The 17,466-nt window shown below is 47.4% G+C and carries 17 protein-coding genes; 16 read left to right on the top strand and 1 reads right to left on the bottom strand.

Translation table 11 applies throughout. From position 1 onward, the window contains the following. Nucleotides 1-165: 165 nt before the first annotated feature. A complete protein-coding gene (locus tag ACAN56_RS27675; protein WP_379146868.1) occupies nucleotides 166-879 on the top strand; it encodes an ABC transporter ATP-binding protein in 714 nt (237 codons plus the stop codon). Beyond that, nucleotides 872-2,470, top strand: coding sequence for an ABC transporter permease (locus tag ACAN56_RS27670; RefSeq protein WP_379146866.1), 1,599 nt, complete (start codon nucleotides 872-874; stop codon nucleotides 2,468-2,470). The genes ACAN56_RS27675 and ACAN56_RS27670 overlap by 8 nt, the downstream gene beginning before the upstream one ends. Before the next feature lie 63 nt (nucleotides 2,471-2,533). On the opposite strand, the gene ACAN56_RS27665 is transcribed toward ACAN56_RS27670, so the two are convergent. Continuing rightward, nucleotides 2,534-3,637, bottom strand: a complete 1,104-nt coding sequence (locus ACAN56_RS27665; protein WP_379146863.1) for a glycerol dehydrogenase — start codon at nucleotides 3,635-3,637, stop codon at nucleotides 2,534-2,536. A 376-nt stretch (nucleotides 3,638-4,013) separates the two neighbouring features. Here ACAN56_RS27665 and helD point away from each other — a divergent pair, with 376 nt between their 5' ends. The 14 genes from helD to ACAN56_RS27595 all read left to right on the top strand — a co-directional run bounded on the left by helD (nucleotide 4,014) and on the right by ACAN56_RS27595 (nucleotide 17,369). Beyond that, nucleotides 4,014-6,434 (top strand): RNA polymerase recycling motor HelD, encoded by a 2,421-nt coding sequence (helD, locus tag ACAN56_RS27660; protein ID WP_379146861.1) that lies wholly within the window; start codon nucleotides 4,014-4,016, stop codon nucleotides 6,432-6,434. A gap of 94 nt (nucleotides 6,435-6,528) precedes the next feature. Then, the gene (locus ACAN56_RS27655) at nucleotides 6,529-7,011 is read left to right on the top strand and encodes a GyrI-like domain-containing protein (protein WP_076113767.1); all 483 of its coding nucleotides are present in this window, start codon (nucleotides 6,529-6,531) and stop codon (nucleotides 7,009-7,011) included. 104 nt (nucleotides 7,012-7,115) lie between these two features. Further along, nucleotides 7,116-7,574, top strand: a complete 459-nt coding sequence (locus tag ACAN56_RS27650) for an EVE domain-containing protein (protein ID WP_379146858.1) — start codon at nucleotides 7,116-7,118, stop codon at nucleotides 7,572-7,574. A gap of 160 nt (nucleotides 7,575-7,734) precedes the next feature. Beyond that, nucleotides 7,735-8,319, top strand: coding sequence for a response regulator transcription factor (locus ACAN56_RS27645; RefSeq protein ID WP_379146855.1), 585 nt, complete (start codon nucleotides 7,735-7,737; stop codon nucleotides 8,317-8,319). A 186-nt stretch (nucleotides 8,320-8,505) separates the two neighbouring features. After that, nucleotides 8,506-9,540, top strand: a complete 1,035-nt coding sequence (locus ACAN56_RS27640) for a radical SAM/SPASM domain-containing protein (protein ID WP_076113765.1) — start codon at nucleotides 8,506-8,508, stop codon at nucleotides 9,538-9,540. A 14-nt stretch (nucleotides 9,541-9,554) separates the two neighbouring features. After that, nucleotides 9,555-9,842 carry a PqqD family protein gene (locus ACAN56_RS27635; RefSeq protein WP_379146851.1) on the top strand — a complete coding sequence of 96 codons (288 nt, stop codon included), beginning with the start codon at nucleotides 9,555-9,557 and terminating at the stop codon, nucleotides 9,840-9,842. A 27-nt stretch (nucleotides 9,843-9,869) separates the two neighbouring features. Beyond that, nucleotides 9,870-10,013, top strand: a complete 144-nt coding sequence (locus ACAN56_RS27630; RefSeq protein WP_156130981.1) for a hypothetical protein — start codon at nucleotides 9,870-9,872, stop codon at nucleotides 10,011-10,013. A gap of 53 nt (nucleotides 10,014-10,066) precedes the next feature. Continuing rightward, entirely contained in the window at nucleotides 10,067-11,326 is a 1,260-nt protein-coding gene (locus ACAN56_RS27625; protein ID WP_379146848.1) for a M16 family metallopeptidase, read from the top strand. Between the two features lie 9 nt (nucleotides 11,327-11,335). Further along, nucleotides 11,336-12,556, top strand: coding sequence for a M16 family metallopeptidase (locus tag ACAN56_RS27620; protein ID WP_379146846.1), 1,221 nt, complete (start codon nucleotides 11,336-11,338; stop codon nucleotides 12,554-12,556). A 26-nt stretch (nucleotides 12,557-12,582) separates the two neighbouring features. Next, nucleotides 12,583-13,614, top strand: a complete 1,032-nt coding sequence (locus ACAN56_RS27615) for a radical SAM/SPASM domain-containing protein (RefSeq protein ID WP_038598043.1) — start codon at nucleotides 12,583-12,585, stop codon at nucleotides 13,612-13,614. Nucleotides 13,615-13,634: 20 nt separating this feature from the next. Then, nucleotides 13,635-13,952 carry a YciI family protein gene (locus ACAN56_RS27610; protein ID WP_052092395.1) on the top strand — a complete coding sequence of 106 codons (318 nt, stop codon included), beginning with the start codon at nucleotides 13,635-13,637 and terminating at the stop codon, nucleotides 13,950-13,952. Nucleotides 13,953-13,975: 23 nt separating this feature from the next. Beyond that, nucleotides 13,976-15,214, top strand: a complete 1,239-nt coding sequence (locus ACAN56_RS27605; protein WP_052092394.1) for an MDR family MFS transporter — start codon at nucleotides 13,976-13,978, stop codon at nucleotides 15,212-15,214. A 16-nt stretch (nucleotides 15,215-15,230) separates the two neighbouring features. Beyond that, nucleotides 15,231-15,902 (top strand): MOSC domain-containing protein, encoded by a 672-nt coding sequence (locus ACAN56_RS27600; protein ID WP_038598042.1) that lies wholly within the window; start codon nucleotides 15,231-15,233, stop codon nucleotides 15,900-15,902. A 369-nt stretch (nucleotides 15,903-16,271) separates the two neighbouring features. After that, the gene (locus ACAN56_RS27595) at nucleotides 16,272-17,369 is read left to right on the top strand and encodes a response regulator (RefSeq protein ID WP_379146839.1); all 1,098 of its coding nucleotides are present in this window, start codon (nucleotides 16,272-16,274) and stop codon (nucleotides 17,367-17,369) included. Nucleotides 17,370-17,466 lie beyond the last annotated feature (97 nt).

Below are 17,466 nucleotides of genomic sequence, written 5' to 3'. Positions count from 1 at the left end.
CCACGCTGGCGCTTGATTTTTTAATAATGAGGAAGTCCATCCTAAGGGGGATGGGCTTTTTTTAATATCTATACAGACAAATGAACGTTCGGGCGGTGCTATTCGTACTATAGTTATTCTACGGGAAGAGCGTATGGGAAAAAACGCATTGAAAGGGTGAAGGGCATGCTTACAATCAAACATTTTACCAAAAGCTATAAGGGTGGTAAAAAGGCAGTAAATGACTTGAATTTGGTGGTGGAGCCAGGCGATATCTACGGCTTTATCGGACATAACGGTGCAGGTAAAACAACAACCATTCGGGCAGTAGTGGGCGTGCTTGATTTTGAAGAAGGGGATATTGAAATTGACGGTATCTCCATAAAAAAAGATCCGGTAGCGTGCAAGGCGAGGATTGCGTATATTCCGGATAACCCGGATTTGTATGATCATCTTACCGGCATTCAGTACTTGAATTTTATCGGTGATCTCTTTAGTGTATCCAAAGCGGATCGTGAGCAGCTTATTAAAAAATACAGCGATGCTTTTCAAATTACGGTCCATTTGGGTGATATGATTTCATCGTATTCCCATGGGATGAAGCAGAAGCTTGCGATTATCTCTGCACTTATTCATAAACCAAAGTTGTTGGTGTTAGACGAACCCTTTGTTGGCCTTGATCCAAAAGCCGCTCACATGCTAAAGACAATTATGGTAGAGCTGTGCAGCAACGGCAGTGCCATCTTCTTCTCAACGCATGTGCTGGATGTGGCAGAGAAGCTCTGCAATAAGATAGCGATCATAAAGGGGGGCCAATTGATAGCCCATGGCAAGACAGAAGAAGTAAAGGGCGAAAATAGCCTGGAAGCATTATTCATGGAGCTGATCGACAATGATTAATATCTGGAGATTAACGAAGCTGCAGTTGTTATCTTCATTTGGGTTGAATAAAGCTTTACATACAAAAGATGTTAAAGAAAGACGCAAATCGCTTTTACTCGCCTTTGGTATTTTTGTGGGAGTGCTCATGATAGCAGTAGTATCATTTGGATACAGCTTCATGTTGGCAGTGACTTTTGAACAAATGGGGCGAATGGATCTATTGCTGGCGATTATGATGGCTGTTACTTCTATTGTAGGGTTCTTCACCACGGTCTATAAGGCAAGCGGTGTATTATTCAGCTATAAGGACTACGATTTGGTGATGTCGCTGCCGATCAAGACGAGTCATGTTGTGGCAAGCCGTATTCTTCAGCTCTATGTGCTGAATTTGTTCTTTTCTTTGATGGTCATGCTGCCAGCAGGTGTGGTATATGCTATAAAAGTGAATCCGGGGACGTTATTTTATCTGTTTTTTCTAATGACCCTTTTATTTATCCCATTACTGCCGATTATTGCGGCAACGATTATTGGTTCATGCATCAGCTGGATCTCTTCCCGGTTTAAAGCGAGCAGGATGATCAGTCTTGTATTAACTTTTGCCATTGTGATTGCACTTATGGTCGGTTCATTTACGCTGAATGGAAACCAGCAGGCACTTGCTGATATGGGGACTGAGCTGGCCGATATGATATTTAAGCTGTATCCTCTTGCAGCGATGTATGTCGATGCGGTCTGCTCGTATCAGGTAGGCTCATTGTTATTATTTATTGCGTTATCCGTACTTTCATTTATTATATTTGCCACTGTGTTAAGTACAAGATATAAAGCGATTCATACAGGTCTAATGACCAGTCATGCAGGCAGCAAATATACCATGAAGCCGTTAGAAGCCTCCTCTCCATTTCGTGCACTGTATAAGAAGGAGTTGCGCCGATATTTTGGCTCTTCTGTTTATGTGCTGAACACAAGTATAGGCATGATTCTATTACTGGTGATGTCGGTTGCCTTATTGTTTGTCAGTTCGGAGAAGCTGGGGGAAATGATTGAAATTCCACAATTATCCCATTATCTGAGTACGCTGGCTCCCATCCTCCTATCCTTATTTGTAGTTTTAAGCTGCACAACGTCAAGTTCCATTTCGCTTGAAGGCAACAATTTATGGATACTAAAAAGTTCACCCGTATCGAAACAAGCGATATGGCTTAGCAAAGTTGCCGTGAATCTGACCATCACATTACCCGTCCTGAGTATTAGTAGTGTAATGCTTATGATATCGTTGCGCACGGGATGGATGGAAAGCTTATTATTGCTTGTTATCCCTTTGATCTATGCTTGTTATTCCGCGCTGATAGGCATTATTGTTAACCTGAAATTACCTAACCTGGAGTGGAAAAGCGAAGTTACGGTAATCAAACAGAGTGCAGCAGTTCTTGTATCTATGCTCATAGGGTTCATCAGTTTATTAGTTCCCTTGGGACTATCCCTTCTTCTGACGCAGGTAAATGCAAATCTCATCTTGTTAGGGGTTGGCATGATTATGATAGCGGCATGCCTAGCAATGTATAGATATATGCAGACAAAAGGGGAGCAGTTGTTTCAGCGGCTTTAAACAGCCAGCTGTCGGTTCCATCCCGGCAATTGGCTGCTTAGTGTTTCAATAGGTCTCCAGATTTTAATTATGGTAATATTCTGCCAATGCATTTGCCGCAATGATGGCCTGGTATACGTCATCAGGAGTTACGGGATGTGGCATATTGCCCATCGTGTCTCCTTCGGCACATGCATCTTCCGCCACTTTCCGCCATTCTTCCTCTCTAAACTGATCCAGACCGAGATCTTTTAATGTTAAGGGTAAGCCCACTTCTTTGATGAAGTTAATGACCGTTTCCACTTCTTCTTTGGGTGCACTTTCTAAAACAAGCTGTGTTAATAAACCAAACACTACTTTTTCGCCATGCTGTGCATGATGCAGCGATGGAACAGCGGTCATTCCGTTATGAATGGCATGAGCAGCGGCTAAACCGCCGGATTCAGCCCCCACACCACTTAAATAGATGGTGGCTTCAATTGTTTTTTCAACGGCAGGCGTGGAAACTTTATGATCAACGGCTATCTTCGCTTGAAGGCCATATTCCAGAACAGTGTCATAGCACATCTTGGCGATACCTAATCCGGCAAGCGAGGGTTTCAAATTGACCAGATTATCACCATTTTTCTGGTAGCAGGCGCGTGCTTCGAAATAGGTGGCGAGCGCATCTCCAATTCCAGCGACAAAAAAACGGGTTGGAGCACTTGCTAAAATATTTGTATCTGCCAAGACCACATCCGGATTGGTTGGCAGGAACAGATAGCGGTCAAACGAGCCGTCTGTTTTGTAGATGACAGAAAGTGCGGTGCAGGGGGCATCAGTTGAAGCGATGGTTGGGAAGATAACCACAGGCAAATGTACATAATAAGCGGTGGCTTTAGCGGTATCTAAGGTTTTCCCGCCGCCAATACCCACAATCACATTAGCGCCTGATTTTTTAACCGCTGCACAATGCCTATCGATTTCTTCCTGAGTAATTTGTAGATTAAATTTCACGAACTCACTCTGCTGTCCAGCTTCTTTAAAGGATTGCCCCGCTTCTTTCGCTGCACGATCCAGAATGAATTCATCACAAATTACATAAGCATGGTCACCATAAGTAGTGGTATACGTAGATAGTTCGTTTAATAAGTGGTGACCTACTATAAATTTCTTGGGGGACGTGACTGATTTTACCGATCGTTTCAATTTAACCACTCTCCTTGTTTTTAGAAATTATCTACTGCAGGTGAGCTGATTATGCATTCAATGATTGGGTTTGTTCCCTGAAAAAGAAAACAGCCCCTCAGATTGAGGAGCCTCCATAAGAATCATGTTAGGTTAAGTTGCGGGAATTTCAAGGACCCTGGCAATTAAAAACCCCGGCAAATCTGCCGGGGCTAATTATGTATAAATGGATGTTGTGCACACAGAAGCATTATGATATGATTGGAGAATTACTAATCATTTATTTTGAAAATAACATAATAATCCTATCTTATTTACAACTTAATCTTACCACACAGTAATACGGGTTGTCAAACTTTCATTTTACAAATTCGAATGAAGGAGTGTATGCAGGAAGATGATAAGTGCAGAGGATTGGAAGCAAGAACAGGAACGGCTGAAGCAGGTTATGGAAAAGCTGCAAGCGAGGATCAGCGAACTGGAGCCGGAAGTGGCCGGGCTGCATGACCAAGTGGTGGACATCCGCAAGCAATTTTGGGAAGAAGTGACTGTAAACACAAGCACTAGCGAAGATTTTGAAGAGACCTTCTACAGTATCAGGCAGCAAGAAGCTTTATTATCCGAACGGGAGCGAAGCCAGCGGTTACGCGCGCAGCAATGGAAAAACATGAAACGGCTGCTGTCCTCTCCCTACTTCGGACGCATCGATTTTCATGAGGATGGCTTGAACACTGCCGAGCAAGTCTACATCGGTGTGTCATCCTTCATTGACTCAGATGGCATGAGTTTTCTGGTGTACGACTGGCGTACTCCGATCGCTAGTATGTATTACGATTATTCACCGGGCGCGGCCGGATATGATACGCCGGGTGGAGCTATCGCTGGAACGATGCAGCTGAAGCGGCAGTATCAGATTCGCGGAGATCAACTGCAGAACGTATTCGACACGAGCTTAACGATTGGCGATGAATTGCTGCAGCAGGTGCTTGGCAAGGGTGCCGACAATCAGATGAAGAGCATCGTCGCGACGATCCAGAAGGAACAGAATGCCATTATCCGCGATGACAACAGCCGGATGCTCATCGTGCAGGGGGCGGCTGGCAGCGGGAAAACCTCGGCGGCCCTGCAGCGGGTGGCGTACCTGCTGTATAAACACCGCGAACGGCTGAGGGCTGACCAAATTGTCCTGTTCTCACCTAATCCGATGTTTAACAGTTATGTATCTACCGTTCTTCCTGAACTCGGTGAAGAGAACATGCAGCAGACGACCTTCCATGAATATCTCGATTACTGGCTTGGCAGGACGTTTCGTTTAGAGGATCCCTTTGACCAGATTGAATATGTGCTGGAAGAACAATCTGACCGCGGGTATGAAGCCCGGCTGAAAGGAATCCAATACAAGGCATCTGTGGACTTTCTTCAAGCGCTCCAGAAGTATGCGCAGGGGTTGGAGGGGAAGGGCATGCGATTCATAAGCATACGCTTCCGGGATCGCGATTTGATCACAGCAAAGCAAATGGAATCGAAATTTTACAGCTATGATTCTTCCATTCGCTTATCCAACCGCATCGCTTTGCTGCAGGAGTGGCTGCTGCGTGAACTTTCTCTGCTGGAGGACAAGGAACGTGAGGCGTTCTGGGTGCAGGAGGAGCTTGATTATCTTGACAACGATCAGTACGCCGATGCGTTTAATGAACTGCATAAAGACAGAGGTGTGTTTGACTTTGCCGAACAATATGAAGAAGCCCGTGAAATGCAGCGCGGCAAGCGCAGGCTGGACGAGGGCGATTTCGATTATGCTGAGCGGGAGGAAGCACTGCTGCGCCGGATGGTCGTGAAGGAGCAATTTAAACCGCTGAAGCGAAGTGTGAAGCGGATGTTGTTCATAGACATGATCCGGCTGTACATCCAGTTCTTTGAAGAAGAGAATGCTTTGGCGAAGATGACGAATGAAGCTGGAAATTCCCTGCTCTGGCCGGAAATCTGTCAGCAAACCAAGGAGAAGCTTAGCCGGTCCGAACTCTTCTATGAAGATGCGACACCGTACCTGTACCTGAAAGAACTCATCGAGGGCGTTCGGGTGAACACGGAGATCCGGCATGTATTCGTCGATGAGGGTCAGGATTATTCGATGTTTCAGTATGAGTTCCTCAAAAAAATGTTTCCCCGTGCCCGCATGACGGTGCTTGGCGATTTCGGTCAGGCTATCTTTGCTCAGGCCACAGAACTGCACGGCGAAGATTCACCGCTCATCGGATTGTATGGCGAATCTGAAACGAGCTTATTCCGTCTGGTTCGCAGTTACCGGTCAACGCGTGAGATTGTGGAATTCACGAAGTCTTTATTGCCTAACGCCAAGGAGATTGTAGCCTTTGAACGCAAGGGCAGAAAACCGCTCCTCTCTCAGATGGGCAGCGGCGGGCAGCGGGCCGCAAGAATAGCTGAGCATCTTGCGGCGCTTCAGGCGGAAGGCTTGGTCTCCATCGGGATCATCGCCAAGACAGCGGCCGAAAGCAAAGCTGCCTATGATCTCCTTACAGCTCAGGGCTGCCAGGGGTTGAAACTTGTGACGAAGAGTACGCCCAACTTTGAGAAGGGAACCCTGATCCTTCCCGTATATCTCGCCAAGGGCGTTGAATTCGATGCCGTTCTAATCTACGACGCATCTTCGCGGACGTATCATCTGGAGAGCGAGCGCAAGTTATTCTATACCGCATGCACGCGTGCTATGCACCGGCTTTTGCTCTACACAACGGGAGAGTGGACCCCATTCCTTCCAGCATCGGATAAGTCCTTGTATGAGGTAGAGCAAATCTAGTGATGAATACTAACCAAGGATCTCTCTTCATAAACATGACAGTCAGATGTCGAGTTTCTCCATGTATACTTTGGAGAAAGGAGAGGATTCAACCATGAACACTTATACGACCCACAAGCCCAAGCTGATCATTACTGGAGTGGCTGTACGTACAACAAACGCTGAAGAAACGGGACCGGACGGACGATTGCCACAACTTTGGGACACCTACTTTCAGAGCAATCTTGTTTCTGCCGCGGGGGTCAGAAATCCTCAATTCCTATACTCGTTGTATACGGATTATGAAAGCGACGTGAACGGAGCCTATACAGTTGTAATTGGACATGAAACAGATAATGAATTCGTCCAGGATGATAATAATCATGCGGTTGTAGAAATACCCGAAAGTAAGTACATCGTATTCACGGCAAAGAAGGGACCTATGTATGAAGTGGTGCCTGAGGCGTGGCGGGAGATATGGACCTATTTCAAGCAATCGCCGGAAGTGAGAACCTATACGGGCGATTTTGAGCTTTATGATTCCAGGAATTCGGATCCAGCAAACACAGAAGTGCAGATTTATATAGCCATTAAATAGCTGGATAGCATGTTAAAACGCTACTGACATAAAGCTGTCAGTAGCGTTTTTGTATACTTAGATCAATAGATGATGTAAACATGGAAGGGGATTGAGGTATGCAAATGGACGAAATAAGTCAACAAAGCCGCTTCTGGATTGGTGTCGTGTCTGCATCCCACGTGAAGCATGGAGAGCTGGGCGGCTTCGCGCAGTTCTGCCACGGCAAGTCAGCACCTTTGCGCAAGATGCAGGCAGGCGATTGGCTGATCTACTACTCCCCGCGTACAGATATGACGAACGGGGCACCACTCCAAGCGTTCACTGCTATCGGGGAAGTGGCTGATGATAACGTCTACAAATATCAGATGTCCGAATCGTTTGGGCCATTCCGCAGAAAGATCAGCTACATGCCGTGCCGGGAGGTACAGATTAGAGATCTTTTAGAACAGCTTAGCTTCACGCGGGGGGATCCCAAGTGGGGGTATTCCCTCCGCTTCGGTCATTTGGAGATCGGCCGAGAGGACTTTATGACGATTGCCAGTGCGATGTTGAGCAATGAGCAGATAGAAGGTTTTTTATAGCATCGAACGTACCCCTTAGTATCTTTGTGATGAAGAATTGACAGTCTGGAAAGCAATGCTATAATCAAATAAATAGAAAATAATGCAATTATTTTTTCTTTTTGGAACCTGCATCCAGACAAACTTCACTAATCACTGTTTGGAAAATGGGGGTAAAGAGATGGGAGAGCTCAAAGCGCCTTTCGTAACCAATGTAGAGGATATGAGTTGGATCAGGCGTACTTCTGACTGCTATTTTATCATCGATGAGACGGGGAAAGTCTTACAATGGAGTGCGGAGCTTGGTGCGCTGCTTGGTATTTCGGCCACACAAGCGGTCGGCAAGGCCTGCCGTTCCCTTGATCTCTTCAGTGATTCTACCGGGAACAGCCTCTGTAAAACCTGCCAGGTTCTAAGCGCTACAAAACATATGAACAATTGCAACGGATCACGCAGGGTATTTGTTCAACGTGGTTCGGTCCGGGTTCCTTTCCTGAAGAATATACGGGCCAGCAGCTACGATAAACGGTTAATCTGGGTGACCCTAGAACAGGCCGCGATTTTTTCCCTGATGGAAAAGCTGACTTCTCAAGAAAATAAAGTGCTGGACCTATTATCCAGAGGGCATACAACGCAGCAGATTGCTATAGAGCTACACATTTCTTATACTACGGTACGAACCCATATCCGTAATCTTTTGAGCAAGCTTGGGGTACACAACCAAAAGGAAGCCGTTTCTCTCTTTTTTGCCGAGCTGCTTAAATAATAATTAGTGAGTAATAGAAAAGGATCATCTCCCGGTTGACTGAGGAGGTGATCCTTTTTGCGGCTTAATATCCAAATTATATTATAAAAATACCTCAAATGTACGATCCTTCTTCTTCTAATATATGTTAATTTAGTAGCACATATTGAAAGCCGGGAGCAAACGGTCCCGGTGAGGGAGGGAAATATGAGTAATATTGCAGCAATACAGGATCAGTTCAAAGCTCCGTTCTACCTGGTCTGGGAGATTACACTTTTGTGCAACGCCAGTTGTGTGCATTGCTATTCAGGCGCAGGCCGCCGGCACCCCGACGAATTAGACGCAGAAGAGGCTCTTTCCGTAGTCGATCAATTAGCTGAGGCCGGTGTCCTCCTGCTGGGACTCTCCGGAGGAGAAGCTCTGCTCAGGCCCGATTGGATGGACATAGCCTCCCGTGCTTCGTCGAAGGGGATGATGGTTTCGATCGGCACTAATGGAGCCGTGATTGATGATGAGATGTGCCGCCGGATCATCGAGGCAGGAGTGTCCGGGATTTGTGTCAGTATTGATGGAGCAACGGCGGAAGTGCATGAGCAGGTGCGCGGTGTCAAAGGACTGTATGACAAAGCTGTTAGCGCTATAGAAACATTAGTGAAGCATGGGATTAATGTAACTGTTGGGTATACGCCGACCCGGCTTAATTTCAGGGATGGCCGAAAGGTCGTAGAATTGGCCGCCCGACTCGGTGCAAATGGAGTGAATTTATCTGAGTTCATTCCCACAGGACGGGGAGATCAGGCATTGGCGCTTACGCCGAATGAGCTTCGTGATGTGATTGTGGAGTGGATCTCCATGCAGCAGGAGTACGCCGGAAAGCTGAAGATATACTGGCATGACTGCCGTGTTGCACTGATGCTGCCGCCAGAGCAGGCAGCACAATATATAGGCTGTGGTGCAGGTTATGTTACCGCCCGTATCACGGTTAACGGTGATGTCACCCCTTGCGTGACTTTACCGCTCACAGCAGGCAATTTGCGTGAGCAGAGCTTCCAGGACATCTGGAGCTACTCGCCGGTCCTAGCGAATATACGGGACAGGACGACAAGAAACGAAGGAAATTGTGGCACTTGTGAGCATAAGTTCATCTGCGGAGGATGCCGTTCTGCGGCATTAGCCTATCATAACGATGCTTCAATGGGCGATCCTTATTGCTGGGTGGTTCCTGAAGCAGTTCAAGTGTAGAAGGAGAGGATAAGATGCCAAATTTAACTTCGGATACGGTACTAACACTCGCATCCAATATTGTTACCCGCAAAGAGGAAAATAGCAAGTACGTGGTGTACAACCCGGCTACGGACGAGCTCCATGTGTTGTCACGTCTGGCCTATACCATATTGAAGCTGTGTGAGCAGCCCGCCCGGGTTGCCGAGATTACGGGGCTTATTGAGGAATCCATTCCAGCCTTCCAGTGTGACCAGGGACGCGGGGAAGTGAACGGATTACTTCAGAAGCTATTGAAACGAGGCTTGCTCCAGGCAGCCTGACCAGCCCTATAGAGAGGAGGTGAGGAAATGGAAGCAACCAGAGAACTGCTGTGGGACATCGCCCGTGACAATATGGCGGAAATGGAAGACGCTGATTTGCTGGCAGCCATTCAAGAACTGGATATTGTAGATTTAGGGGAATTATCTGTTATTGCCTGGAGAGTAATTTAGCAAGCAAGGAGCCTCGGGCGCTGCCGGAGGTTCTTTTTACAAGGAGGCAGCCAATGGATCAGAGCAGAACAACCTGCCGGAGGTTAAGCAGTGGATTGGAAATTATTCATCTTCCGTTAGCCGGTATGAACACGGTATCGCTGGGCCTGCTCTCGGGTGCAGGTGCAAGGCTGGAAGCGGAAGATGAAATAGGCAGTTCGCGGATTCTCGAACATTGGATATGGCGAAGAGAACAGAAGGAAGAAGATCTCAATGATATTTTGGCGGATTTCGGAGCTAATTTGAAAACCTCATCCAATATAGAATGGACACGCCACTGGACTACAGTGCTTTGTGATCAATTTGAGCCGGTCTTCAAACTGTTTTTGCATGATATTCTGGAGTTTGATTTGTGCCCTGAGACCTTTGCGGCCAGCAAGGAGTATGCAGCAGTTCTTTCAAGTAAACGCCGGAAGGAACCAAATGCGTACGTAATGGATGTATTGCGTGAAAAAATGTCCGGGGGTAGAACGATCGGACGGTCAGCTGTAGGTCTGGTTGAAGATATAGCGAAGCTGGATTTCCCCAAGGTGAAGAGCGTCTATGAACGTCTTTATGTTCCAAATAATTGTGTGGTTGCTGTGGTTGGAGGCATTTCAAAGGAAAGACTGGGGAAGCTGCTGGATGAAATCGGTGAAGCCGGCGCTGTACAGGATTCACTGATCGTTCCCCGGGAAGAACCCCCTTATTGGCAATCCTGTGCGTATTCCATCGAACAGGAAGGCAGACTCGTTCATCTGGCAGCAGCGTTGCCCTGTGTATCCTGCAGACATCCTGATTTTTTCGCATTTGCTGTGTTGTCACAGGTGCTGGGTGGAGGAGACGGTTCCAGACTTTTTGAAAGTATCCGGCAGAGAAAAGGGTTGGCCTATCAAGTGCGGAGCAGCTTGATGTCCTTTAGGGACACGGGACTCATGACCTTTTATCTGGCCACCGGACCGAATTCCGTATCCTGGGCGGCATCTGCCATCGTTCAAGAAATGGAGCAAATCAGGAATAACGGAATGAGCAGGGAGGAGGTCAAGGCCGCCCAAAACCAGCTTTTAAACCAGATGGTCCTAAGGTCAGAGAGTACAGCTTCCAGAATGAACACGCTGTTGACCGCCTCATGGTATCCGGGATACCCCGGGACGTTAACGGCCATGAAAGAAGCCATAAGTGCAGTTACTCCGGAGGCTATTCAGTCCGCATTACAGAACGCCGTCCCGGCTGCAGAAATGGGTCTGGTGACGTTGGGTCCAGTATCCGCTTCAGCGTTAGTATTGAATCATTAGGAGGACGTTATGGCCCACTCGCAGTGGAAGTATCCAAATGGTCTGAACGTAATCACGGAGGATATGCCTTCAATGGCAAGTGTGACGGCCGGATTTTTTGTACTGAGCGGGGCAAGACATGAGTCCCCGAAACAGACAGGTATAGCACATGCGCTGGAGCATCTGCTTTTTCGGGGGTCGCTGCTCTATCCGAAGGGAGCCATGAGTCCCGAGTTCACTCAAATGACAGGGACTATGAATGCTTTTACCACCTGGGAATATACTTGCTTCTACAGCCGTTCCACCCCTGAAGAATTGCCCGGAATCTTTTTTCCATTAATGGATATGATTCGTCAGCCTCTATTGCGGGAAGAAGATTTTGGTCTGGAACAGAATATTATCCGCAAGGAATTATCAAGACAATTAGAGGAACCGCGGAGCAGACTCACTCATGCGCTTCATCAATACGTGTATCCGGGACGTCTCGGCAAACTGCTGATTGGTCTCGATGAGGATATTCTAAAACTGAGTGCTCTGGAGCTTAGAGAATTTCACCTGCGGCATTACATTCCCTCCAATATTCTGCTGGTGATTTCCGGCAGCCTTGAGAAATGCAGCGGACTGGAGTCCTGCCTGCAAGCTTTACAGGATTGGGAGGAGCCTATGCTTCCGGTCGGGCTTGAACAGCCTCTAATGGCACAACCTGTGGTGGTTAACCTTTCGCAAAAGCGTGCAGAGCTATGTTACTCAGTATGGGCCTGGAGTCTCCCGCCGCTTGAAGATAAAGAACATTACGCAGTCCATTTACTATGCACCTTGCTGGGCGACGATAATTATATCGGCTCAAGACTTTATAATGTGATCGTTGCCCCTGGATTCGCCCAGCAGATCACCTGTGTATACTCCGTATTGGGCGGCAAAGGACTGTTCAAAATCTATGGTTTGGCAAGGTCAGCTCAGCTGGAGGGGATCCGAGAAAAGATGCTGGCCGAGCTGCGCCAGATGGAGGCTGGAAGGATCACACCACGCGAATACAACCGTGCCAAGCAAAAAGTAAAAACACAAATGGCCCTGGATGCTTCCGTATCCCACAGCCGTTCGGTCTCAATTGCCCAGGCCTGGATGCGTCATAGACGTATGGTTCCTCTGGACGAACTCCTGACATTCATTGATCAGATCAGTATAGGTGACCTTCAAAATATAATTGCGCAGTACTTTAACAACCAGGAGTGCTTTGAAATATACGGATAATCACAAGAAACGGAGCTGGTCTAAACATGGTGGAGGAATGGTTCCGCTATCCTGTACATATGGTCTGGTCGGTTACTAATTTGTGTAATGCCCACTGTATACATTGCTCGTCAAGCTCTGGAACCTGTCTTCCGGGAGAACTGGATCAGGCGCGGGCTTTGCAGTTAATTGACGAGCTGGCGGATATGGGTTGTATTGATTTGGCCTTATCTGGCGGAGAGCCGCTGCTTCGGGCGGATATCGAACAGATCATCGAGCATGCCGTTCATCATCATATGCAGGTGGGTCTGGGAACCAACGGCTGGGGTCTGAATCTGAAAAGAGCGAAGGAATTAAGAGGATTAGGACTTCAGCGCATCCAGATCAGCCTCGATGGCATAGGCCAGACGCATGATGAAGTGAGAGGGCTGAAGGGGCTGTTTAATCGTGTGGAACGTGCCATTGATGCTTCTCTGGAGTCAGGACTCCAGACACATATCTGCTTTACTCCCCACAAGGAAAATGTGCATCATACCGAGCAGGTCATTGAATTTGCCTTATCCAAAGGAGTCCATCTGTTCAATCTGTCCCAGTTCGTGCCTGTAGGCCGGGGAAGTCAAAGCATGGACTTGCTTCCCGAGCAATGGAAATCATTGGCGATGCTGTGGGTGAACAAGAGGGAGCAGCTTAAAGGGCGTATGAAGTTCAGCAGCCACTTGGCGCAAATGGCTTTGGTTGATCCCACTTTAGCCTGCCAGGAGGGCTTCCGAGGCTGCCAAGCCGGTATGGCGCAAGGGTATATTTCTGCAGATGGTTGGGTCACTCCCTGTGTTATGCTTCCGGTACATTTAGGCAATGTCCATGAGCGCCCCTTAAAAGAGATTTGGGACAGCTCGCCTGTTATCCAGCAATTGCGTGACCGGAGCAACCTGGGCGGAAACTGCGGACAATGCGGAATTCGGGAAAAATGCGGGGGCTGCCGCGGGGTTGCTTATGGCCTGTATCACGACTATTTAGCTGATGATACGCACTGCTGGCTGCATTCCACACCAGAGTCTGCAGATCGGATCACAGTCTAATAAAAAAGGGGAATGTACAAATGAGCTATGTTACCAGAGATGAAGATATTCGTTATGTTATTTTGCTCAGCCATGCAACGAATGAAAAAATGAGTCTTGAACTCATTCGCGCCCATGTAAACCATTTACGGGAGCTTGACCGGGAGGGGAAGCTGGTATTGTGCGGGCCGTTTACGGATTATGCCGGCGGTATGGTCATTATCCGCGCTGCGTCCAGAGAAGAAGCGGTGCAGATAGCAGAGCGTGATCCTTATGTCCTTTCGGGCAAAGAGAATTATGAATTGCGCACATGGGAGTTGTCGCTTGAAAGTAACGGACATATGGGCATTGTTGAATAGAATGAAGAGAGGTTGATTCTTTCATGCGGCTTACGTTTTCTTATTTTAGACGACATGACCCCATACTATGGATTCGAGTGTTTGGAACCGGATTATGTGCATTAACTACATTTATGATCCGGCCTTTTCTCATTTTTTATATTTCGGATAAGCTTGGTGGAACTGTGCTGATGCCTCTACTGGTTGTAGGTCTTCAACCGCTGGCGGGAATTATGCTCAGCTTCTGGGGCGGGGGGCTGGCTGACCGTTACGGGCGCAAGCCGGTTATGCTTGTATCATTGGCTATTCAGGCTTTGTCCATGCTTGGTTTTATATTTGCCGATACCCTGTGGATGCTGATTCTGATTTCTGTACTTGGGGGCATGGGGATGCCGATGTTTCTGCCAGCAGCCAATGCCCAGATTTCTGACATTGTTCCCGAGGAGAAACGTGCGGAAGCCTTTGCCCTTATTCATGGTGCAGTCAATGTTGGCGGTGCGCTGGGGCCTTTGCTGGGCTTGGCCGTGTATCTATTGAACCAGAGTGTTATCTTTGTGATTTGTTCAGCTTCTTTTGTTTTGTTTGCTTTGCTCATTTGGTGGAAGGTGCCGGAGACACGACCGGAAGAGGTCCTGCAGCCCGATAAGCCTGCGGCCCATTCGACCAGACTTCCATACCGGGAACATAGATTGTTGTACCTGTTGACCTTGTTCGCGCTTCCTGTGGGATTACTGTACTCACAGGTGGAAACCACTCTTCCGCTGCATCTGAAAACAAACTTTTCTAACGCATCCTCCATCTTTGCCGGACTTATGACGATTAATTCTATTGTTGTGATTCTGCTCATGGTCTGGCTACCAAAGAAGACGGAAAACAAATCACCGCAGTCCATGATATTGATAAGTTATGTGCTGTTTGCCATCGTAAGTCTGGGTTATGGATTTGCTGCATCTTTCCTCGTATTAGTGGTCACGGAGCTGATTTTTACCGTAGGCGAAATTATAGGCATCATCCATTTGCAAAAATATGTTTCCATTGCCGCACCTGCAGGCATGAGAGGAAGATATAACTCTATCTTTGGCTTATATATGCAAATCCCCAAAATCCTCGGCCCCATTTGCTTCGGACTGATCTTTGAGTATTTTGGCGGGGGAATGATGTTTTCGCTTGTGGCTGGTCTGCTGGTTCTCTGTGGAGTGGCCATCTATCAACTAATCCGTAATGCACAGAATCAGAAAGTCGCTCTAATGCAAAAGGAGCTGCAGACGGATACAGCGGTTTAAGGAGAGTGGAATCAGAATGCAAATCTGTTCTGTGAACATTGGAAAAGCCGGATGGATTGAATGTGAAGGGAAACGCGTATTGTCTGCGATCACGAAGAAGCCAACAAAAGACCAGGTGTTCTTATCCGTTCTAGGTTTGCAAGGAGATGAACAGGCGAATAAAATCAGACATGGTGGACTAGACAAAGCGGTTTGCGCTTATCCTGAAGAATATTACGATGACTGGGAACAGGAGCTATGCATGGAGCTTCCCTTTGGTTCCTTCGGAGAAAATCTTACAGTACGGGGTATGAGGGAATCGGAAGTACATATCGGCGATATTTTTATGTGGGGGGAGGCGTTGCTTGAGGTTACCCAGCCCCGCCCCCCATGTCATAAGCTGGCTAAAAAGTTTGGCAACCCTCAACTGCCGCTCCTTTTTCAAAATCTGGGGAGAACCGGTTTTCTCATGCGTGTTCTGCAGGAAGGTTGGGTTAGCATGGAGAGCCAATTCGTTTGCTCCAAAACTCATCCCTCTCAAATCTCCATTGCAAGGGTCAATGATGTTATGTATAAGGATATACGGAATAAAGAGCTGCTCACGGCCATTTTACAGGTGGAGGCTTTGTCGCCAAGCGTTAGAACCACTTTCAAGTTAAGGCTGGCAGGGCATTATGAGGATTCTACGAACAGGCTGCAAGGGATGTAAATTGAGAAGCTGCTTCGATCGCACCAAAAACGCCTTCACAGTTAGAGCTGCGAAGGCGTTTTTTTGTGCGAAATTTTCAACATTAAATCCTGTGCGAGGCGGGAAAGGATTTTTGACGATAATTGTCGAAACTTGTTGTATAGGTTTTTCGAGGCGTATCCGGTTGAAGGGTATAGAAGATTGCCCGGAAATTATTCGGGTAATAGTAGCATAATGCGGCTAGACTGCCCGTTTTTTATAAGCGGGTCTGAATATGGAGAGAGCAGGGAGGGGGAATGGACAAGTGCCCAACTTTGAACGAAGGCCTCAAGAGACGGGATTTCCATTTCATAAGGAAACAAGTGATGTTCGATGCTAAGGATTGTCTTATTGGATGATGAAAAGCCTGCGTTGAACGTGCTGAACAAAGTGATCGGGGGAAGAGACGATGTGCAGGTGGTTGGCGCATATATGGACCCTTCGGAGCTGCTCAAGGATATAAAGGGACTCAGGCCTGATCTGGTTTTTCTGGATATCGAGATGCCGGAGATGAATGGGTTGGAGCTGGCCGCCCGTTTGCTGGAGCTGCAGGAAGACATCGAGGTCGTGTTTGTTACCGCTTATCGTGAATATGCCCTGGAGGCTTTCGGGGTGAATGCGCTGGATTATTTATTAAAGCCGGTGGTGCCGGACTTGCTGCATCGTACCATAGATAGAGTATTGAAAAGAAGAACAGGGACAGCCCCCGCAAAAGCGGCAACTGCTGCTTCCCGGATTGTATGTTTCGGAGGCTTTGAAATATACAAAGCGGATCATGTGGAACCCATTCGCTTCCCTACTGCTAAGGCGGAAGAGCTATTTGCCTATTTGCTGGTACACCGGAATACGTATATTTCCAAATGGACGCTGTGCGACAGTCTGTGGCCGGAAGTTCACTCGCCGGAGAAAAGCGATCATAATCTGCACACGGCAGTGTACCGGATGAAGAAGACGCTGCGGGATACCGGAATTGGAGTGCGTATTTCCTCCCAGCGGGGGTCCTACCGGATGGAATGCGAGGATATTTGTGATTACGTCATGTTTGAGCAAGCCGTTACCCATACGGTTAAGATGGACAACGGCAATATTGAAGCCTTAACGAAGGCGGTTCAGCTCTATAAAGGATCGCTCTTCGGAAACAGGGATTATCCCTGGTGCGAGGCGGAGCGGGAGAGGATGTCCCGGTATTTTGCCAGCCTCTCCAAAAAATTGGCGAAATGGCATTTGGAAAAACGCCAATATCACGAGGCGGTTGAAGTCCTCCAATCTGTGCTCAGCTACGTACCCTTTGATGGTGAGGCGCATGAAATTCTTCTAAGGACTTATATACATTTACATGATAGAACAGCATTCTTTACACACTATGAGAAAATGGAAAAAAGCTTCAAAGGGGAGTTGGGCGTAGAACCTCCGGAAGTGTTGAGACAATTATATGCAGATTTGCGATGAAATTCAGGATTTCGGACCTCAAAAAGAGGGCGAAATCCTTTTTTTGTTGTCGAATAATGTCTGTTAGTGTTTTGTGAGAATGGATTGTTACAATTTT

The sequence above is a fragment of the Paenibacillus paludis genome (assembly GCF_042610515.1).
Classification (GTDB): domain Bacteria; phylum Bacillota; class Bacilli; order Paenibacillales; family Paenibacillaceae; genus Paenibacillus_AQ.
The sequence above is the reverse complement of the archived record's forward strand: the minus strand, read 5'-3'. Positions and strand labels throughout refer to the sequence as shown.